This is a genomic window from Desulfomicrobium escambiense DSM 10707 (assembly GCF_000428825.1).
Classification (GTDB): Bacteria; Desulfobacterota; Desulfovibrionia; order Desulfovibrionales; family Desulfomicrobiaceae; genus Desulfomicrobium; species Desulfomicrobium escambiense.
Map to the genome: position 1 here is coordinate 114,988 of NZ_AUAR01000013.1, position 20,695 is coordinate 135,682.

12 protein-coding genes are annotated in these 20,695 nt (G+C 64.0%); 5 read left to right on the plus strand and 7 right to left on the minus strand.

All coding sequences use genetic code 11. The features are described from left to right. Positions 1-206: 206 nt before the first annotated feature. The 4 genes from G394_RS18980 to G394_RS18985 all read left to right on the plus strand — a co-directional run bounded on the left by G394_RS18980 (position 207) and on the right by G394_RS18985 (position 6,465). Positions 207-1,406, plus strand: coding sequence for an efflux RND transporter periplasmic adaptor subunit (locus G394_RS18980; protein WP_156902593.1), 1,200 nt, complete (start codon positions 207-209; stop codon positions 1,404-1,406). 12 nt (positions 1,407-1,418) lie between these two features. Then, positions 1,419-4,592, plus strand: a complete 3,174-nt coding sequence (locus G394_RS0111635) for an efflux RND transporter permease subunit (protein WP_028577803.1) — start codon at positions 1,419-1,421, stop codon at positions 4,590-4,592. Between the two features lies 1 nt (position 4,593). Then, the gene (locus G394_RS0111640) at positions 4,594-6,003 is read left to right on the plus strand and encodes an efflux transporter outer membrane subunit (protein WP_028577804.1); all 1,410 of its coding nucleotides are present in this window, start codon (positions 4,594-4,596) and stop codon (positions 6,001-6,003) included. A gap of 201 nt (positions 6,004-6,204) precedes the next feature. Beyond that, positions 6,205-6,465 carry a hypothetical protein gene (locus tag G394_RS18985; RefSeq protein WP_156902594.1) on the plus strand — a complete coding sequence of 87 codons (261 nt, stop codon included), beginning with the start codon at positions 6,205-6,207 and terminating at the stop codon, positions 6,463-6,465. Between the two features lie 149 nt (positions 6,466-6,614). On the opposite strand, the gene G394_RS0111650 is transcribed toward G394_RS18985, so the two are convergent. The 5 genes from G394_RS0111650 to G394_RS0111670 form a co-directional block, all read right to left on the minus strand. After that, positions 6,615-8,204, minus strand: coding sequence for a sensor domain-containing diguanylate cyclase (locus tag G394_RS0111650; protein WP_028577805.1), 1,590 nt, complete (start codon positions 8,202-8,204; stop codon positions 6,615-6,617). A gap of 84 nt (positions 8,205-8,288) precedes the next feature. Next, positions 8,289-10,616, minus strand: a complete 2,328-nt coding sequence (locus G394_RS20275; protein ID WP_051307142.1) for a diguanylate cyclase domain-containing protein — start codon at positions 10,614-10,616, stop codon at positions 8,289-8,291. Between the two features lie 420 nt (positions 10,617-11,036). Then, complete coding sequence (locus G394_RS20280; protein ID WP_084435578.1) at positions 11,037-13,877, minus strand: ATP-binding protein; 2,841 nt, start codon at positions 13,875-13,877, stop codon at positions 11,037-11,039. A 224-nt stretch (positions 13,878-14,101) separates the two neighbouring features. Further along, entirely contained in the window at positions 14,102-15,646 is a 1,545-nt protein-coding gene (locus tag G394_RS0111665; protein ID WP_028577806.1) for a bifunctional UDP-sugar hydrolase/5'-nucleotidase, read from the minus strand. Positions 15,647-15,659: 13 nt separating this feature from the next. Continuing rightward, on the minus strand, positions 15,660-16,910 hold the full coding sequence (locus tag G394_RS0111670) for a NupC/NupG family nucleoside CNT transporter (protein ID WP_043775629.1): 1,251 nt from the start codon (positions 16,908-16,910) through the stop codon (positions 15,660-15,662). Between the two features lie 234 nt (positions 16,911-17,144). Here G394_RS0111670 and G394_RS0111675 point away from each other — a divergent pair, with 234 nt between their 5' ends. Continuing rightward, positions 17,145-17,486: a zinc ribbon domain-containing protein YjdM gene (locus tag G394_RS0111675; RefSeq protein ID WP_028577808.1), complete on the plus strand. Its 342-nt coding sequence runs from the start codon at positions 17,145-17,147 to the stop codon at positions 17,484-17,486. 228 nt (positions 17,487-17,714) lie between these two features. Here the strand turns inward: G394_RS0111675 and G394_RS20805 are convergent, their stop codons facing one another. Next, a complete protein-coding gene (locus G394_RS20805; protein ID WP_084435580.1) occupies positions 17,715-18,035 on the minus strand; it encodes a YrhB domain-containing protein in 321 nt (106 codons plus the stop codon). A 153-nt stretch (positions 18,036-18,188) separates the two neighbouring features. Next, positions 18,189-20,621, minus strand: coding sequence for a type VI secretion system Vgr family protein (locus G394_RS19000; RefSeq protein ID WP_051307144.1), 2,433 nt, complete (start codon positions 20,619-20,621; stop codon positions 18,189-18,191). Positions 20,622-20,695 lie beyond the last annotated feature (74 nt).

Genomic DNA, 20,695 nt, shown 5'->3' on the forward strand with positions numbered 1-20,695 from the left:
CCGATTCGTGTCAAGGCCGCACGTTCGCCGGGAGACGGGAGCGGCTTGCCGCGGGCTGAAATCAGGCGTAGAGGTGACGTATTTCCCGCAGTGAGGCGCCGAACGGGGGAGCCGGCTGTACGGCATCCCGGAAATGCGGCCGCCCGCCAGGCATTCTTTGATCTTCCGCCACGAATACCGGCACTCCAACAGAGAGGGATTCGCCGATGATGCCAGAAATCCGACTGGAACCGTCATGGGTCACGAGGCTGTCGAAATGTGCCGGAATCATTCTCCTGGCCATGTGCCTGGGCGGCTGCGGCCAGGAAAAGGATGCGCCGAAGCCGTCGACCTCGCCACCGGCCGTTTCGGTCATGGACATCGTCCCGCAGGACGTGCCGGTGAACTTCGAATACGTCGCCCGGACCCAGAGCTCGCATCTGGTCAACATCCAGGCCCGTGTCAGCGGCTTCCTCGATCGGCGACTGTACACCGAGGGCGCGCCGGTCAAGGAAGGCCAGATTCTCTTCCAGATGGACAAGAAACCGTTTCAGGTCCAGCTGGCCCAGGCCGAAGCAGCCCTGAGCAAACAGAAGGCGGCCTACGAGACGGCCCGGCGCAACCTGGCCCGGACAAAGCCCCTGACCGAGCAGAACGCCCTGTCCCAGAAGGACCTCGACGAAGCCACTGGCCAGTACCTGTCGGCGGCGGCCTCGGTCGAACAGGCCAGGGCTCAGGTCGAAGCGGCCAGGCTCGACCTCTCCTACACGACCATCACCTCGCCGGTGGACGGTGTCAGCAGCGCGGCCCAGCAGGCCGACGGCACCTACATCAACCCCCAGAACAGCCTGTTGACGACGGTGGCCGTGCTCTCGCCCATATGGGTGAACTTCAATCTCTCCGAAAACGAGATGCAGCAGTTCCGGGACCAGATCGCCCAGGGCAGGCTGATCACGCCGGCGGGCACGGAATACGAGGTCGAGATCATCCTCGTCGATGGTTCGGTTTTCCCCCACACCGGACGGATGACCTTTGCCGAGCCGTCCTACGATCCCCAGACGGGCACGTTCCTGGTCCGCGTCAGCGTCCCCAACCCGCAGGGAGTTCTGCGCCCGAACCAGTACGTACGGGCGCGCCTCACGGGGGCCATGCGGCCCGGGGCTGTCCTCGTGCCTCAGCGGGCCGTGCAACAGGGCGCCAAGGGCCACTTCGTGTGGACCGTCGGGCCGGACGGCAAGGCCGGACAGCGCCCCGTTCTCGTCGGGGACTGGCATGGGGACGACTGGTTCGTCTTCGAGGGCCTGCAGAGCGGTGAGCGGGTCGTCGTGGATGGCGCCCTCGCCCTCCAGCCCGGCATGGCCGTGTCCGCGCAACCCGTCGGGCGGCCAGCCTCCAATGGCGCAGGGCCCAAGACGGACGGCCAGTAGAGGGAGGGCGTCATGTTCTCCAGATTCTTCATCGACCGCCCGATCTTCGCCACAGTCGTGGCCGTCATCATCTGCCTGGCCGGACTCGTGGCCATGACGGCGCTGTCCATCGAGCAGTACCCGCCCATCACGCCCGTACAGGTCACGGTCTCGGCCACCTACCCCGGCGCCGACTCCCGGACCCTGGCCGACTCCGTGGCCGCGCCCATCGAGGCGCAGATCAACGGCGTGGACAACATGCTCTACATGTCCTCGGCCAGCTCCTCCACCGGGCAGCTGACCCTGACGGTCTATTTCGGCCTCGACACGGATCCCGACATCGCCCAGGTGCAGGTCCAGAACCGGGTCAACCTGGCCCTGCCCCAGCTGCCCGAGGCCGTCTCGCAACTCGGCGTGTCGGTGCAGAAAAAGGCGTCGTCGATCATGATGTTCATCGCCGTCTACGCCGAAGGCGGTCGCTACAGCAGCGAGTACATCGCCAACTACGCCAATGTCTACGTGCTGGACGCCATCAAGCGTGTGCCCGGCGCAGGACAGGCCCAGATCATGGGCATCCCGGACCAGGCCATGCGCATCTGGATGAACCCGGACCGCATGGCCGCCATGGGCATCACCACCAGCGACATCCAGCAGGCCGTGGCCAGTCAGAACGCCCTCTACGGTGCCGGACAGATCGGGCAGCAGCCCACCTCCGGCCCTGTGCAGCTGACGCTGCCCGTCGTCACCCAGCGGCCCTACACCGATCCGGCGCAGTACGAGCAGATCATCCTGCGCGCCAACCCCGACGGCGGCGGTATCGTGCGCCTGGGGGACGTAGCCCGGGCCGAGGTCGGCCTGCGGCAGTACATCATCGACGGCAAGCTCAACGGCACTCCGGCCACGTTCATCGCCGTGTACCAGCAGCCCGGCGCAAACGGCCTGCAGGTCTCCAAGGATGTCCGCAAGGCCCTGGAGCAGATGAAGAGCCGCTTCCCCAGCGGCCTCAACTACGTCATCTCCCTCGACACCACGGACTTCGTCCGCCTGTCCATCGACGAGGTCATCCACACCCTGTTCGAAGCCATCGCGCTGGTCGTGCTGGTCGTCTACCTCTTCCTGCAGAACTTCCGCACCACGGTCATCTGCACCGTAGCCATCGTCGTGGCCCTGGTCAGCACCTTCGCCGGCATGCTGGCCCTGGGCTTCTCCATCAACCTGCTGACCCTCTTCGGCCTGGTCCTGGCCATCGGCATGGTCGTGGACGACGCCATCGTCGTGGTCGAGAACGTCGAACGCAACATGGTCCTGCACCGCCTCCCGCCAAAGGAGGCGACCATCCGGGCCATGGACGAGATTTCCGGCTCCCTGGTGGCCGTGGTCCTGGTCATGGCCTCGGTCTTCATCCCGGCGGCCTTCCTGCCCGGGTCCACCGGGCAGCTGTACAAGCAGTTCGCCATCACCATCGTCGTGTCCGTGGCGGTCTCGGGGTTCGTGGCCCTGACGCTGACTCCGGCCATGTGCGGCGTGCTGCTGCGGCACAGCCAGCCGCCGACCCGCGGGTTCTTCGCCTGGTTCAACCGCGGCGTCGATGCCCTGACGAGGGGGTTCGGCCACGCCGTGACCCTGGTCATCCGGCGCATGCTCGTGGCCTTCGGCGTTCTGACGGTCCTGATCTACGCCATCGTCCACCTCTTCGAGGTGCTGCCCACGAGCTTCGTGCCCAACGAGGACCAGGGCTACGTCATGGCCGCCATCGTCATGCCCGACGGCGCCAGCCTGGACCGCACCGCGGCCGTGGCCGACCGCGTCGAGGCGATCTTCGGGAAGATTCCCGGCGTGGACACGCGCACCCAACTCACGGGGTACAGCCTTCTCGACAGCGGCTTCAAGACCAACGCGGGAACGTTCTTCGTGACCCTGAAGCCCTTCGACGAGCGCTACGAGTCCGTCAGGCGGGCCAAGGCCGAGAACGCCCGGGCAGTGCTCCTGGCCCTGCACGGCGAGGCCGCCGCCATCGGCGAGGGCTTGGTCCTGCCCGTGGCGCCGCCTGCCATCCCCGGCATCGGAACCACGGGCGGCTTCGAGTTCTGGATTCAGGACACGGCCGCGGGCGAACCGGCCAGGCTGGACGCCCTGACCCGCGAGTTCCTGGCCAAGGCGCGCACGCGGCCGGAGCTCACGGGACTGAGCAGCACGTTCCGGGCCACCACCCAGCAGCTGCGCATCGACGTGGACCGGGAGAAGGCCAGCCTGCTGGGCGTGCCCGTCAAGGACGTGTACAGCGCCATCCAGGCCCAGTTCGGGTCCCTCACGGCCAGCCAGTACAACGAGTACAGCCGGGTCTGGTGGGTCGTCCTGCAGTCCGAACCCGCTTACCGTCAGCATCCCGCGGACCTGACGCGCCTGTACGCCAGGTCCGGCGACGGAATCATGGTCCCCCTCTCGGCCCTCGTGACTACAGGCTGGGTGTCGGGTCCGGACCTCCTGCCGCACTTCAACGGCTTCCCCGCCGCCAAGGTCAACGGCAACGCGGCCTCAGGCTACAGCTCCGGCCAGGCCATCGCCGCCATGGAGGAGGTCGCGCGGGAGGTGTTGCCCGAAGGGTACGCCTTCGCCTGGTCCGGCCTGGCCTTCGAGGAGAAGCAGTCCGGCGGCACGTCCATGCTGGCCTTCGTCTTCGGGCTGGTCATCGTCTTCCTCGTGCTGGCCGCCCAGTACGAATCCTGGACCCTGCCCGGGTCCGTGATGATGGCCGTGCCCTTCGGCGTGCTGGGCGCCCTGACGGCCAACTGGCTGCGGGGCCTGGAAAACGACGTCTACTTCCAGATCGGCCTGCTGGTGCTCATCGGCCTGGGCGCCAAGAACGCCATTCTGCGCGTGTCCTTCGCCGTGGAACTGCGCCGCCAGGGGCGGTCCATCATGGAGGCCACCATCGAGGCCGGAGAACAGCGCCTGCGGCCCATCATCATGACCTCCCTGGCCTTCGCCTTCGGCGTGCTGCCCCTGGCCATCGCCATGGGCGCGGGCGCCAACGCCCGCCATTCCATCGGCACCGGCATCATCGGCGGCATGATTGGCGAGACCACCCTGGCCATGCTCTACGTGCCGCTCCTGTTTTACCTCTTCGACCGCTTCTCCGAACGCGCCGAGGCCAAGCGGGCGGCCGCACGCAACGCGAAATCGCCGGAACCGACGGAGGGACAGTGACATGCGCGCCCTCATGACCCTTGCCCTGATTCTGCTCGCGGCCGGCTGCACGGTCGGGCCGGACTACGCCCGCCCGCCCCTGGACGTGCCCCAGGCCTTCGCCAACGCCGACCGGGACGCGAACCAGACGGCGAACATCGACTGGTGGAGGCAGTTCGGGGACCCGGAGCTCGACGCCCTGATCGCCGAAGCCCTGACCGGCAACCGCGACATGGCCATCGCCGCGGCCAACATCGAGCAGGCGGCGGCGGTCTTCACCCAGGCCCGCTCGCCCCTGTTCCCCCAGATCGGCTACGGCGGCACCGCAACCGAACAACGCGCCAGCGAGACCGACGCGCCGATGCTCTATTCGGTCATGGACAACCCGAAGTCTTCCTACCAGACCCTGGCCAGCGCGAGCTGGGAGATCGACCTCTGGGGCCGCATCAGGCGGCTGTCGGAGGCCGCACGCGCCGAGCTGCTGGCCACCGAGGCGGCCTGGCAGGGCGTCACCCTGTCGCTGGTCTCGTCCGTGGCCCAGAGCTACATCCAGCTTCTGGGGCTCGACGAGCAGCTGCGAGTTGCGAAGCGGACACAGGCCGCCTACGCCGAGTCGCTGCGCATCTTCGAACTTCGCTTCGCCTACGGCCAGGTGTCGCAGATGACCGTGGCCCAGGCCCGGTCGCAGTACGAAACCGCCGAGGCAGCCATCCCCAGACTGCTGTCGCAGGTCGAGCAGACCGAAAACGCCTTGTCCATCCTGTTGGGACGCAACCCGGGGCCGATCCGACGCGGCACGCCCATCGGCGAACTCCGGCTGCCGCACGTGCCGGCCGGATTGCCGTCGGACCTCCTCGCCAGCCGGCCCGACATCCTCCAGGCCGAACAGCGCCTCGTCGCAGCCAACGCCAACATCGGCGCGGCCAAGGCCCTCTACTTTCCGACCATCTCCCTGACCGGCGCCTACGGCTTCACGAGCTCGGACCTCTCGGACCTGTTCAAGGGGACGTCGCGCATGTGGAGCTACGCCGGTTCCGTGACCGGACCGATCTTCACGGGCGGGGCCGTCACGAGCGGGGTCAGGCAGGCCGAGGCCGCCCACAAGGCGGCCCTCCTGGCCTACGAGGCGGCGATCCAGAACGCCTTCGCCGATGTCGAAAACGCCCTGATCGCGCAAGCGCGGCTCACGGAACAGATGCGCTCCGAGGAGCGCCTGGTCTACGCCAACAGCGAGTATGTCCGCCTGGCGCACCTGCAGTACGAAGGCGGGTACACGCCCTACTCGACGGTCCTCCAGGCCGAACAGCAGCTCTTCCCGTCGGAGATCAACGCGGTGCAGACCCGCACGGCGCTCCTGACATCGCTTGTGAACATCTACAAGGCCATGGGCGGCGGTTGGCGGACAGCCCTGTCCCATCCGGCCGCCCCCTGACGATCCCGGGCCGTCCTGCGCATCCAGCCCCGGCTGCGCAGGACGGCGCGCAGCATTCCCGTCCGGCCGGGCGCACAGATGCGCCGGCCGCGTATGACATTCTTGACCTTGAATCCCGACAGCGCTACTCGGCTTACGATTTTGTATGACATCATCCGCAGCGGCGCGACGCGCCGTTCCGTCAAAAAAGGAGAAGACGCCGTGATGTTCTACGTGATCGGTTGGGTCGCCGTGGGCGCATACGCCGGCCGCGTCGCCGGGGCCAAGGGCAGGAACCCCGTTCGATGGCTGCTCCTGGGGGCGTTTTTCGGTCCTCTGGCGACAATGGCCGCCTGCTTCATGCCCCCCGCCCTCGCCGCGCAGAAGGCCAACCCCGCCCCTGCCCGCAGGATTTGCCCGCATTGCTCAAACGAACTCTCGCCGACCGCACGGATGTGCAGGTGGTGCAAGAGGCTCGTCTGATCGACACGACTCTCTGCAGAAACCCGCGTGGGCCAGCCACCACGCCGACACGCCCCGGAAAACCGGGGCGTTTCTTTTCGCAGGGGAAGGAAATGATGTGAGGGGCCGGGACCGTCTGGGCCCTGATCAGAACCGTGACCACGCGGCGGTCATGGCCGGGCGCTCCAAGCGCACCAGGTGTTCTTGCCGGAACATTTCGCGTCGTACAGCGCGACATCGGCCTTCTTGAACAGGGCTCCGAAATCCTCTTCCTGGTCGGACGCCGCCGCAATGCCGATGCTGACCGAAATGGCGTGGTGTATCGCGCGCCCCTCGGTTTCGGCGATGATCTTCTGCGCTGCATCGCGCGCACATTCCAACGCTGTTTCGGCCGACTGTCCCGTTGCGGGAAAGATGACGGCAAATTCATCGCCACCGAGACGAAAAATGTTTTCCGGGTCGAAATTGGCGCGCAGTATTTCTGAAAACGCCACGAGAATCCTGTCGCCTTCGTCGTGACCGTAAGTGTCGTTCATCTGCTTGAAGTCGTCGATGTCGGCGAGCAGCATGGACGTCCCCGACGTGCATGGCGTATTTCGCAAAAAATCATGCAACTTTCGCCGGTTGTTCAACTTCGTCAGATAATCCGTGTTGGCGTCGATGATGAGTTCTTTTTTGCGGCGATGGTCTTCGGTCACGTCGAGGAAGAGATAGATGTACCCGGCAAACTCGGAAAATACATCGCGCAGATTTTCGTTGTGCAGCTTGAACACCTTGTCCCGCTCCAGGAACAGCGGTTCATGCCCGTTGCGGTCGATCAGGGATCGCTGCGGCGACGCCCGCTTTGCCAAGGCCTTGAGGAGAGCGTCGAAATCCTGTCCGAGCAGAGGGGCGTCGCCGCCGGGGAGCAGTTCCCGGGCCTTGCCGTTCATGGCCGTGATGCGCTGGTTCTTGTCCGTGGCGACCACGCCGAAGGGCAGGCTCTCGAAGAGGATGTTCATTTCGATCTGTAAATTCTGCAGGTCCGTGACGTCCCTCGCCACGCCGACGGTGCCGAGGACGCAGCCGTCACGGTCGAATACGGGCGACTTGTAGGTCTTGAACTTGCGGAACGAGTCCTTGATCTTGACGGTCTCGTCGAAGAGGCAGTTCTTCTTCTCCCGGAGCACGATCTCCTCGGACTCGAGGCAGACGTATTCGCCCTTGGCATACTCATCGGGTTCGATGTCCCATATGTAGTAATGCCCGCGGCCGCGGATGTCGGCCTTGGTCTTCCCGACCGCGTCGCAGAAGCTGTCGTTGACCCGCAGATGGGCGCCCCGGGCGTCCTTGAACCAGATGAGGTCGGGCAGGCTGTCGATGAGCGTCTCCAGCCAGACATCGGTGAGCCAGGCGTCCTCAATCATTTTGATGCGCGCGGCTATCCTGCCGAAGAGATACGCGATCTTCTCCTCGTCCAGAGGCCTGAGCCACAACTCGTCATAATGTCGGTACATTGCGCCGATGCCGGCGTCGCCGCTGTCGGCGCAGACCACGAAAACGGAACCCTCGCTTCGCGCATCGTCTATGCTGCGGATGGCGGCCTCGTCGTGCGGAAGGTCCAGGATGATGACCGAACTCTGCTTGGCCAGGCTCGCATCGAGAGTCTGGGACGTGCCGAGGACGTATTCGAGATTTTCAAGCGCCGCAGCGCCCTTCACGGCATTTTCGATGCAAAGGTCATCCGCGTAGATGCAGACATGGACACGTCGATGGTACATCGCCAAAAATCTCCTCAAGAAACGATAAAACTGATGCTGCGGGCTGCAGAACGCCCGAAAAAGAGGTTGTTCACGGCGTGAAAATCAACCGGGGGCGGATCCGGCATCCCCGCGACCTTTCAGAAATGCGCCAAGGATCTTGTCCTGTTCCAGGATGTGTTCCAGAAGCCAGTGGCGCAGCTTGTCCGTCAGGAACAGCGCGCCTTCCTTGGAGAGTTCGGGCCTCATGTCGCGCAGTTCCAGCAGAAGGCTTCGGTGCCTTTCGTCATGACCGGCGCGGCCGGGAAACCCATGCCGGACCATGAGCCCGTGTTCCGTTGCGAAATGGTGTTCAGTACACGACTGCAGGTCGTCGAAGAACCCGAGGACCGCGGACTGCCCCTGCCCTTCCCGCAGAGCCTTGCAGAGGTTGCTGACGATGTCGGCGAGTTCGAGGTGCTGGGCATCGATGAGGTCGATGCCAACCAGATACGCGTCACCAAAGCAGACCCCATCGTGGCCGGGACAGCCTTCGAGGGCCAGGGTGAAGCGGTTCTTCCCCAACTTCTTGCTCTGGTACATGGCCATGTCCGCGGCCACGAGCACGTCGTCCACGCTTGCGCCGTTGTCCGGCCAGACGCTGATGCCGATGCTGGCTCCGACACGGCCCGCACTCCCGCGCCCCAAGGGGATTTCCTCGGCCACGGACTCCAGGACCTTGCGCGCAACGTTCGCTGCGTCGTCGGCGGAACCCACCTCGTGCAGAAGCACGACGAACTCGTCCCCGCCCAGGCGCGCAACCGTGTCGGCCTTGCGCACCAACCGCACGAGGCGTTTGGCCACGGTCTGCAGCACCTTGTCGCCGGCGTCGTGGCCGAAAGTGTCATTGATGTCCTTGAACCCGTCCAGGTCGATGAACATGACCGCCGCCTTTTTCCCTCCCCGTCTGGCCGCAGCCAGGACCTGCCGCAGACGGTCGAAGAACAGCACCCGATTGGGGAGTCCGGTCAGGCGATCGTGATAGGCCATCATCTGCAGCTTGGTTTCCTCCGCCACGCGGTCGGTCACGTCGAGGGCGGCGACGAAGAGGGTCTCGTGACGGGCAGCCAGGGACCATTCGAGATGCCTGTACTGCCCGTCTCTTTTCCTGAACCGCGCGACAAGGCTTTGCGCCTTGCCTCCGCGCCGCAGTTCATCGATGGCGGCGTTCAGTCCATCCATGTCCTCGGGGTGGAAAAAATCGAAAAAGGACGTCTCCCTGAAGTCATCGACCGCGTACTCCATCTCCCTTTCCCAGGCCGGATTGAGCTTCCGGCAGCCGCCGCCCATGTCCACGATGCCCAGGAGGTTCGGGGTGATCTCGAAGAAAGTGGCCAGTTCGGCGCTCAATTCGAGCAACTGCGCTTCCGCCCACTCAGCCTCCAGGGACGAGGCACGCCGGGCCCGTTGCGTCAGGTGCAGGACCACGCCGCCGAAGACGATGACCAGAATGTAGACGGCGAGATGGCCCACGGCGTACGCTGTCCAGTCCGTGTAAAAGGATTTCAGGCTGGAGCCGACCCCGATGACGAGGGGCGTGTTCATGTGCAGACCCTCGGGCTGCACGGTCCGCAGCGCGAGCATGGACTGTTCCCCGTTGGCCTTGACCAGGCCCTGGAAAAACGACGCCGGCCGGTTGCCGTTCAGGTGCTGCTCGAAGAATGTCCCGGGCTGGGCCAGGTTCATCCCCCCGAGATCACGCCCGGCGGGTTCCCAGACGAACATGGTGCCGTCGCCGTGGGCCAGGGCCGCCCAGGTCTGCGGCGTGTTGCGCACGGCGTCGAGGGTCAGCCGGAAGTCTTTGGGATCAAGGGTAACCAGCAGGACTCCGGCCAGGGCGCCGTCGGCCGTGACGATGGCCTTGGACATGGCGATGAGCCAGATCCCGGACACGGTTTCGAAAGGCGGGCTGAGGTAGAGCGTGTCAGGCACCGGGTTGGCTGCGGGAAGGCGGAAGTAGTCGCGGTGGGCGAAGGATTGCCCCATGAACTGCGGCTGGTTCGAGGCGATGACAGTGCCCTGCGCGTCGAGCACGGCCAAGGCGTGCACGCTGGTCATGGCGCTGGCCAGGATGCCGAGACGGTCCTTAACGAAGAGCACCGACGCGTCGTCGGGGGTCAGGTTCGGACCCAGGCTCGCGCGGATGCCGTCCAGGGTCAGGCGGATCTTGTCGAGCTGGTCGCCGATCATGATCCCGGCCACGGAAGCGGCCTGGACGAGGCGATCCTTCTCCCGGTCCGTGATGACCGCGTGCCTGAAATAGACCATGTAAGCGAACATCACCCCGAGAACCACGGAGGCGGCGGCAAAGAGCAGCCATTCCTGCCGCAGGCTCGGACCAGACCGGCCGGCCCCGCCCATGCCCGCCGAAAGAACGCGGCCGTTGTCCGTCATGCGCCCCCCTTCCCGCTTTCCGCCACGCAACGCAGGCCCCGCAGACGGCGGCAATGGGAGCGGACTCCCCGCTCATCGCCGCCTACGGCAGCCGCTCGGGGCATGGGCGAGCCGGCGAGATAGCTGGTTTCTTGCGGATTTGTTTCGGAGATCGGCATATCAGCGGCCACCAACACCTCCCGTCTGTGGAAATAATGGTTGCCAGCGAATCTGCGGATCGGACACGTCATGAGGCACGCAGGTACTCATCGCTGTGGCAGGGCAGAAATACGACATCAAGAGCGTTTTTGGACTACAATAACGTAGTACGTAATCACTAGGGGAAATTATTACCATTGTCACTCATGGAATCGTTTGGGGGCTTTTGCCCGCGGATCGACACGGGACATGGCAGGTGGCGCGAGGCGCTGACCGCGTTCGTCACGCCCCGGCCGCATCGCAGACGAACCATTTTGTGATCTGTGCCTCAAGTTCTTTGAGGCGAACGGGCTTGGAGAGATAATCGTTCATCCCAGCCTGCAGGAAGATCGCCCTGTCCCCGTCCATGGCATAGGCCGTCAGCGCGACGATGGGCACGTTTCGCACCCTCTCCCCGGCCGCGCCGGCCCGGATGGCCCGTGTTGCCGCCACTCCGTCCATGACCGGCATCTGCACGTCCATGAACACGAGGTCAAACCGCCTCTCCCGCAAGGCTTCCAGAACCTGCTCGCCATTGACCACATGGAGCACCTCCAGGCCGAGCTTCTCCACGAGCCGCGCGGTGGCGTACGCGCTGACCAGGTCGTCCTCGGCCAGCAGGATCGACAGGCTCGACGGAAGCAGCGTGCAGGAGGCGTGCACCTCGGCCGCTTCCGCGGAGCGGATGGGCCCGGCCGGTCCGAAAGGCAAGGAGAAGAAAAAGGACGAACCCCGGCCCGGCTCGCTGACCACGCAGATGCTCCCGCCCATCAGTTCGACGAGGCGCTTGCAGATGGATAGCCCCAGGCCAGCTCCCTGATAGCTGCGGGTGAACCCCTCGCTGACCTGGGAAAAGGGATTGAAGAGGCCGGACAGGCTCTCGTCGCTGATGCCGATGCCCGTGTCGGCGACGCAGAAAAGGACCATGCAGGGATTTTTCAGCGTGCCCGGCAAGGCATGGGCGTACACGTCGACGGCACCGTCGTGGGTGAACTTGAGGGCGTTGCCGACCATGTTGGCCAGCACCTGCTGCAGACGCGCCGCGTCGCCCAGCATCGAGTCAGGGATGGCCGGGTCGATCTCGAAACGCAGCTCAAGCCCCTTTTCCTTGGCGATGGGCAAAAACAGGTCCCCGGTCTGGGCCAGGACATCCCCGATGGACATGGGCGCCTGCTGGATGCGGAGCTTGCCGGCCTCGATGCGGGACAAATCGAGGATATCCGACAGCAGCCTGGTCAACCTGTTGCACGAACTCACGACCGTATCCGTCAAGCCCTCCTGCTCCGGGCTGAGCGACGTGGTCTTGAGCAATTCGAGCGTCGCCATCATGCCGTTCAGGGGGGTGCGGATTTCGTGGCTCATGTTGGCCAGGAATTCGGATTTGACCCGGTTGGCCGTTTCCGCAGCATCCTTGGCCAGGCGCAGCGCCTCCTGGTTGTGCATGATCTCGGTCATGTCCATGGTGTACCCGGCCAGCAGGATCCTGTCCCCCTGCGGAATGGGGAACTTGATCGAGGTGTAGTGCCGGCCGTTGAAATCCTCATCGATTCTGCGAATCTGCCCGCTCGAAACGACGTTCCAGTCGTCCTGGGTCATGGCGCTGGCCAGATCCGGGGGGAAAAGCTCGAGCATGGTCTTGCCGATCATGTCGACGCTCTTGATGCCGAGCATGTTTTCGTAATTGTCGCTGGCATAGAGAGTCCGGCTTTCGTGCGGGGAGACCGCCTTGATGAATGTGTAGATGGGCGAATGCCGGATGAACAGCGACAACATCTCGCTGCTCTGCCGCAGGACCGCCTCGACCTCCTTGCGGTCGGTGATGTCGCGCGCGGCGGCGTAGATCAGGTCGCCCTGGGGCGAAGAGCGCCACTCGATATGCCTGTATTCGCCGCTCTTGCTCCGGTAGCGGTTGGTGAAGCTCTCGATCTCGTTCTGTCTCTTGAGCTTTTCGATGGCCTCGCGGGTGGACGGAACGTCGTCCGGGTGGACGAAGTCCATGAAGCAGCGCCCCACGATTTCCGGCATGGTGTATCCCAGGGTCTTCTCCCACTGGGCGTTGACGCGCAGGAAGCAACCCTTCGTGTCGGCAATGCACAGCAGGTCCAGGACCGAGGTGAAGAAGCGCTCCAGTTCCATGGAGGCCTTCTCCCGGGAAACGATGGCCTGCCGCAGCCAGGCGAGAAGGAGGACGTAGGTGCTGGACAGCAGGAACAGCAGGGACAGGAGCACGATGGTCCGGGTTCGCCACTGAGCCAGGGATTCCGACAGGCCCAGCCCGACGGAGATGAACATGTCCCTCCCCGGGATGACGCTGCGGCACTGAATGCGGTCCACGCCGTCCAGGATGCTTTGTCCGACGCCCAGAAAGCGATCCCCGGCGACGAACACGGAATCGGCAAGCTCCGTGGGCACGACCGTATCCAGGCTCAACTCCCCTGCTTCGCCCATGCCGCTGTAGAGGGCGCCGTCCCTGCCGGCCAGATAGACCAGCGCGTCCTCGCCGAGGTTCAGCTCCCGGAAAAGGGTGGAGAAATAATACGGGTTGACCGAGGCCAGGATCACGCCGTCGAATTTCCCCTGGCGGTCCTGCAGGCGGATGCTGACGGGCATGTACCACTTTCCCGTCACCCGGCCGAAGACGGGTGCGCCGACCAACATGTCCCGGCCGGCCGTTCCCCGGTGGTGAAGAAAGAACGGCCTGTCTCCGCTGAAGGTCGCGTTGAAGTCGTCGAGATTGGTCACGACCACGTTGCCCGAAGCGTCGATGATGGAGATGAGATTGTAGAGGTCTGGTTGCGACATGACGTGATGCCGCAACAGGACGTTCATTTTGGCGACATCCCTGTTGGCCGCCCAGATGCTGCGCAGGGACGCGAGCGAACTCTCCAGGCGCCCCATGGTGCCCGAGATGTGCCCAGTGAGGACCGTGGCCAGGCTGACCGCATGCCGTTCGGCACGCGCGATCTCGGTGAACCTTTCCTGCCGGACCACGACTAGGGCGATGACCCAGGCTCCCAGTAAAATGAGCAGGCCGATACCGACCACCCAGTCGCTCAAGGAGAATTTCTTAGGTTTTCCGATCATCCAGGGGCTCACGACAACGAGGACAAAGGTGAACGGATACGTCCGGAGCGGCTGTCCTGTTCAAACTCCGAAAGGGCCTGACCGAAAATTTTCGCCTGCCACGACGCAAGGAACGGACACGGCATGGAAAGCCAAACCGGACTGACATGTAGAGTACAGAAAATTATGGTGGTCTGGAAGAGAACAATAATTCCAAATGCTGACAGATTTCCGAATGTTCACCATCATTCCCGCCGCACGGCCCCGGTGGGGGCGTAGGCTGCCGGATCGAGGGGGGAATGGCGCGCGATGAACGCCCGCAACACGTCGGCGTCCGTGAAACCCGTGTTCACGAAGCCCTGCAGGTTGTCGACCCTGGGGTACCCGTCGCCGCCGGAGGCCAGGTAGCTGTCCGTGGCCACGGTGTACATGCGCCCGGCTTCCAGCGGCGCGCCGTTCACGACCACGTCGTCGACGCGCCCCCCGCGCAGCGTGAAGCCCACCCCGCCGAACTGCGCGAAGCCCCCGGAACCGGGCGGCAGGGACGCCGTCAGCCGCAGGTATTCGGCCAGTTCCGCCCCGGTCATGTCCACGGTGCAGACGATATTCCCGAAAGGCTTCACGGTCAGCACGTCCTTGTAGGTGATCGGCCCGGCCGCGAGCCCGGCGCGGATGCCGCCGGAATTCATGACCACGGCGTCGGCCCCTGTCTTGTCCATGACGGCCCGGCAGGTCAGGGAGCCCAGGGCGGTCTGGGTGCTGCGCATGACGGCGCGGTCGGCGGCGAAATCGCCGGCGGCGCGGCCGATGACCGCGCGCAGGGCGTCCTGCCCCTTCTCCTGGAAGGGCGCGAGCAGAGCCAGCATGTCCGGGTCCTCGGGGACAGCTTCGCCGCCCAGGTTCACGGGCAGCAGAGACCCGCCGGTCAGGCGCACCCGGCTCCCTTCAAGGCGCAGATCGACCTGCCCCACGTATCTGCCGTACTCCCCGGCCTGGACGATGACGGTGCCGTTCTCGATCACCGGGGCGTCCAGCCGCGTATGCGAGTGGCCGTCGACGATGAGGTCGATGCCTGGCACGGCACGAGCCAGGATCTCGGACCCCGTCTGCGGAATGCCGGGCAGCTCGCTTTCGGCGTAGCCGAGGTGGGCCAGAGCGACGACCACGTCGGCCTGGCGGCGCAGCTGCGGGACAAGTTCGCGGGCCTCGTCCACGGCCGGACGAAAGGTCAGGCCCCTGATGTGCTCCGGGTTGCCGACAATGGCCGTGGTTTCGGTGGTCAGACCGAACACGGCCACCGTCAGGCCGGACAGCCTGAACAGATGGTAGGCGGGAAAGAGGCGTTGTCCCGAGGCGTCGTAGATGTTGGCCGCCAGCAGCGGGAAATTCATCCACCCCTGCTGCCTGCGCAGCACGTTGAGGGAGTTGTCGAACTCGTGGTTGCCCACGGCCATGGCGTCGTAGCCCATGGCGTTCATGCCGCGGATGTCCGGCTCGGCGTCCAGCATGTCGGATTCGGGCACGCCGGTGTTGACGTCCCCGGCATCGAGCAGAAGCACATGTCCGCCCCCGGCCGCCGTCTCGGCCCGCACCCGGTCGACCACGGTCTTGCGCGCGGCCAGGCCGTATTCTCCTTTGGAGTTCTTCCAGAAGCGGCCGTGATGGTCGTTGGTGTGCAGGATCGTCAGGGTCTGGGGCGCAGCCGGCCCATCGTGCTGCAGCGCGGCGCAGCCGCACAGGAGCAGGACGGCCAGGGTCGGGATGAGTCGAAACAGCTTGTGGAAACGCATGTGATGCCTCCGTTCACATGAGGACGCCGACCATGGCGCCGGTCATCATGGTGGCCAGGACACCGGCCAGAACGGACCGCGCCCCCAGTTCGACGATCTCACCGGCCCGTTCCGGAGCGATGCGGGTCAGACCGCCGATGAGGATGCCCAGGCTCCCGACATTGGCGAACCCGCACATGGAATAGGTCATGATCAGGGTGCTGCGCCCGGACAGGGTCCCGGCCGGCAGCGCGGCCATGTCCAGGTAGGCCAGCAGTTCGTTGAGCACGATCTTGGTGCCCATGAGGCTGCCCGCCGCATGGGCCTCGCTCCAGGGAATGCCCGTCAGCCAGACCAGGGGGGCCATGACGTAGCCCAGGATGCGCTGCAGGGTCGGCGCCTCTCCGCCGATCGCCGGCAACAGGCCCAGCAGCTGGTTGCACATGCTGACCATGGCCAGCAGCACGACCAGCAGCGCCGCGACGCTGATGAAGACCTTCACGCCCAGGGACGCGCCCTGCACCAGGGCGTCCATGGAACTGCGGCTCAGCGATGGGGGCGAGACCTCGCCCAGGGTGGGCTGGCCGGATTCGGGGATCATGACCCCGGCGATGAGGACGGACGCAGGCACGCTGATCAGGGAGGCCGTCAGGATGTGCCCCAGGGCGTCGGGCAGGACCGGGGCGATGATGCCCGCGTAGAGCACGAGCACGGTCCCGGCGATGGTGGCCATGCCGCACGTCATCAGGGTGAAGAGCTCGCTGCGGGTCATGGACCCGACGTAGGGACGCACGAACAGCGGGGCCTCGACCATGCCCGCGAAAATGTTGGCCGCGCACCCGATGCCCAAGGCCCCGCCGATGCCCATGGTCCGCTCCAGGGCGAAGGACAGCCCCCGGACCAGCACGGGAATGATCTTCCAGTGGTACAGGAGCGACGACAGGGCCGCCGTAACCACGATGACCGGCAGCCCGCGGAAGGCGAAGACGTAGGCCGCCCCGGAATGCGGCGCCTCGAAAGGCAGGGGCCCGCCGCCCAGATACCCGAACACGAAGCTCGTCCCTGCCCGCGTGCCCTCCTCCATTATCGCCATGGCCCGGTTGAGCACCAGGAACACATCCCGGAACACGGGCAGCTTGAGCAGCATCACCGCCAGCGCAAACTGCAGCGCGAGCCCGATGACGATGAGGCGCACCTTCACGGCCCTGCGGTTCTCGGATAAAAGCCAGGCGATGAGCACAAGGGCCGCCAGACCGAAGGCGCTCTGCAGCACGGCGAAAGACATAGAGGCGCTCCTGAAAAAGATGAGAGATCGTGGACGGTTCACCTTCGCCAACCAGGTGCGTTGCTTACACGCAGACGCGCCGGAGCGGAAGCTTTTTGGGCGGGCGGAATGAACCGGCCGGCTCCTGGAAGCCGTTATTTCGCATTGACCGCGACATGTTCGAGCGGCTAGCGGTTACCGCTGTTTGCCGATCGCAAAATATCACTCCCCCTCAATACGCCCAAGGATACCGAAATGAGCGATTTCCCCCCCTGCCCCACGTGCGGCTCTGAATATACCTACGATGACGGCATGGCCTTCGTCTGCCCGGAATGCGGCCACGAGTGGGCCAAAGATGCGGCCGAAGAATCCGGCCAGGACGAGAAGGTCGTCAAGGACGCCAACGGCACGCCGCTGCAGAACGGCGACACCGTCACCGTCATCAAGGACCTGAAGGTGAAGGGCTCGTCGTCCACGGTCAAGGTCGGCACGAAGGTCAAGAACATCAGGCTGGTCGACGGCGACCACGACATCGAGTGCAGAATCGACGGCATCGGCGCCATGAAACTCAAATCCGAATTCGTCAAAAAAGCATAGACCCCGGCTCTCCGACACACGACGCGGTCGGGAAAACTGGGCCTGTCACCGCCTTGGTTGAAAACATCATCGCCGCCCGGGATGATGCCAGCGATCCTCTCCACGCCCGACGAGGAACGGGATTTCCCTGCCGGAAGTTCAGAGCAGGCTGGGTCAGGGAGGGTGAGCCACGTCGAAACCGTGGATTGCTCATGTCGTATTCGCCTGACCCGCCAGCTTATTTCTCGATCAGTTGAATCCATCATCTTTTTCGGGCAATTTATTGCAATCCATCCATTCTTTCTCGTAGTGTTCGATAGCTGCCTTTGGAGGGAGAGAAGTAGGTAAATGTTCTATGGATCCATCTTTTTTGTGCACCACAATCGGAGCAGTTCCAGGCACTAAAAACTGAGGATCCATTGTTTTCAAATAATTGTGTGTGGCGTAAAAAAATATCCACCCGAATTCCCGCTCAACTGTTTTCTCCTCCAAAAGAACAAAATCATGTTCTGCATTCAAACTCGCTATCTCCCTTATCGCTATTTCACGAGCAACTTCATATGTAATCATTTTCCTTCCTTTTATTATTCGAGCCCTAAATTATTAACATTTTGTGACTAAGCCTTCGATCCGCAAGCGTTAGCGGGCAGTTGACGCTGACTTTTTCCTGGTCGGAGTTATATTTCATAATCATAATATGGGTATACATTGACTTTATTTTGACTACAACGCAGGTCGCGGCAGCATGCCGATCCCGACATCAAAAGGGTTGTATCTGTTTTGAGCGGCAGTGGGACAGGTAATGGCCCCGGCACCGAGACCTCTGCCCCAATTCTGCCCTTCGATAATCGTAGGAGTTCCATCATCATTGGTTAGGACTACGACATGCGAACTTCCATTTCCATAGTCAATCCCAACGATAGCTGTCGCTCCCGGCCCAGCCTCTCGTACAGCATTGAACGCGTCATTAAGGCTGTGACCCCAAACCAATTTTGTGCCGTGCCGGTTGCCGATTTCAGTGAAAGTTCCATCCAGGGATGCAGGTGATACCGCATTTGAATCCGTTCCGTATAATCTGGCGATCACTGCATCCACGGAGAAGCCGCAGTTTATGGTGCTATTTTGGGGATTGACACTTTGTGCTATTTGTTCTGGCGTTTGTCTTGATTTCTGTAAAGAAGCGCTCTGTGCTTGTGGCTCTGTACTCTTGCCGACACCCGAACTGTTCAAGGGCAGCTGCGGGACCGCGCCGCTGCCAGAGCCCGGACTGCCGCCCGAGTTGATCCGGGTTATCACGCCACAGATGGTCACGCCCGACGGGTCGAGCCTGATGAAGCTCCCCCCTGCCTTGATGGTCAGGTCCGTGCCGGCCTCGATGACAACCTTCCTCCCGGTTTTGAGGTGGACCTCGTCCCCGGCCCGCACCAGCCACTTCTCCCCGATGCGCGTGTGACTGCTGCCCCTGACCGTCAGGTGTTCGTCCGACAGCAATTCGACCTTGCGGTCCTGCTGCACGGTCTGTTGATCCTCGCCCTTGACCAGCGAATAGGAGAAATGGTCGATGGTGCGGTGCCGGTCGCGCAGGATGTGCTCCTTCCAGTCGTTCTTGACATGCACGTTCACGTCCTTTTCGGCGTGGACGTAGATCTCCTCCTGCCCTTTCCTGTCCTCCACCCGCAGCTCGTTGAAGCCGCCCCCGCCCGGCGAGGACAACGACCTGAAGACCGTGCGCGTCTTGTGTTCGGGCAGAACGTACGGGACCGGGTTCGCGGAGTTGTAGACCCGGCCCGTGACCATGGGCCGGTCCGGATCGCCCTCCAGGAAGGACACGACGACCTCCTGGCCGATCCGGGGGATGGCCATGGTGCCGTACTGGCCGCCGGCCCAGCCCTGGGACACGCGGATCCAGCAGCTCGTGTTCTCGTCGCGCCTGCCCAGACGGTCCCAGTGGAACTGCACCTTCACCCGGCCGTACTGGTCCGGGAAGATCTCCTCGCCCGCGGGGCCCGTCACGATGGCCGTCTGCGTCGCCGGGATGCGGGTTCTGGGGTGCTCCGAGACGGGCACGAAGCGCGTCGTGTTCGGGATGGCCCGGGCAGTGGCCGCATAGGTCATGCCCCGGTCCGGGGCCTCGTGCTCCAGGACCTGGGGCTGCTCGCCGCGATGCTCGACCCGCACGACCCACCAGCGGGCGTTGAGGTCCGGGCGGCGGTGCCCGAAGAGTTCGAAGGCGTGGCCGGGTAGCAGCCGGGATGCATCGGTGCGCACGTCGACCCAGCGGCTTTGGCTCATGTGGCGCTGTAACTCCATTTCCGCGTACCGCTTGCCGTCTCTCTGCACCTGGTAGAGATGGGGATAGCGATATCGCTCCAGGGTCATGCCGGCGGGGACCGGGGCCTTGACCGGATCCGTCTCCGACTGCCCGACCTGAAGGTCCAGGCGTGTCTTCTCGAAGTTCCATTCCCGAAAGGTGAAGGCGTCGCTGCCGATGGTTTGGTTTAGTTCAACCTCCCGGACCACGGCCGTGTCCGTCTCGGTCCCCGCGCCGGGGTGGAAGCGTAGCCGGCTCTCGCCGCCGATGTGCGGCCCTCCCTCCCGGTCGGAGAAGCACAGCACGTGCCGATCGGCGGAATGCTCGAAATAGAAGTAGACGCCCTCCTCCTCGCACAGGCGGGAGATGAAATGCAGGCTCGTCTCGCCGTACTGCACGCAGTACTCGCGGGGGGCGTAGTCGAAGAAGCACTTGAAGGCGAAGGAATCGCCGGTGAAGTTCTGCTCCTTCAGAATCTGCTCGATGATCTGCGGCACGCTCATGTTCTGGAAAATGCGGTGGTCCGTGACCAGGCCAAGGAACCACAGGCGCGGGACGAGCAGGCAGCGGTAATGAGTGCGGAGATTGGAGGTGTGCAGCTGAACGAAGTGCCGGATGACGCCATGGACATGGCGTATGCCGCCGCTTTTGTCGGCGATGGACAGGCAGGCGGACTGGCCGAGAAGCCCGGCGAAATCGACGGCCGCGGAATCGAGGACCAGTTCGATGTCGAATTCATAGGGCCGGTGGACTTCCTCGGCCCCCGTAAAAGCGTAGACGCGGAAATCCTGATTGGACGGGGACTCGAAGGTGAACCACGAACTGTCTGCTGTCGGATGGGGCATGGATCCTCCCGCTGCTGTGCCTCGAAGGTTATCGTGGCAGTCTGCCAGCATCGGACGGAGAATTACATGCGGGA

What these genes read in the sequence shown, in the direction of transcription:
- G394_RS20275 (WP_051307142.1), bottom strand. Translation starts at nt 10,616, where the DNA reads ATGACGGACAACGGCCGCGTTCTTTCGGCGGGCATGGGCGGGGCCGGC.
- G394_RS18980 (WP_156902593.1), top strand. Translation starts at nt 207, where the DNA reads ATGATGCCAGAAATCCGACTGGAACCGTCATGGGTCACGAGGCTGTCG.
- G394_RS0111675 (WP_028577808.1), top strand. Translation starts at nt 17,145, where the DNA reads ATGAGCGATTTCCCCCCCTGCCCCACGTGCGGCTCTGAATATACCTAC.
- G394_RS20805 (WP_084435580.1), bottom strand. Translation starts at nt 18,035, where the DNA reads ATGATTACATATGAAGTTGCTCGTGAAATAGCGATAAGGGAGATAGCG.
- G394_RS0111650 (WP_028577805.1), bottom strand. Translation starts at nt 8,204, where the DNA reads ATGTACCATCGACGTGTCCATGTCTGCATCTACGCGGATGACCTTTGC.
- G394_RS0111670 (WP_043775629.1), bottom strand. Translation starts at nt 16,910, where the DNA reads ATGTCTTTCGCCGTGCTGCAGAGCGCCTTCGGTCTGGCGGCCCTTGTG.
- G394_RS0111665 (WP_028577806.1), bottom strand. Translation starts at nt 15,646, where the DNA reads ATGCGTTTCCACAAGCTGTTTCGACTCATCCCGACCCTGGCCGTCCTG.
- G394_RS0111640 (WP_028577804.1), top strand. Translation starts at nt 4,594, where the DNA reads ATGCGCGCCCTCATGACCCTTGCCCTGATTCTGCTCGCGGCCGGCTGC.
- G394_RS19000 (WP_051307144.1), bottom strand. Translation starts at nt 20,621, where the DNA reads ATGCCCCATCCGACAGCAGACAGTTCGTGGTTCACCTTCGAGTCCCCG.
- G394_RS0111635 (WP_028577803.1), top strand. Translation starts at nt 1,419, where the DNA reads ATGTTCTCCAGATTCTTCATCGACCGCCCGATCTTCGCCACAGTCGTG.
- G394_RS20280 (WP_084435578.1), bottom strand. Translation starts at nt 13,877, where the DNA reads ATGATCGGAAAACCTAAGAAATTCTCCTTGAGCGACTGGGTGGTCGGT.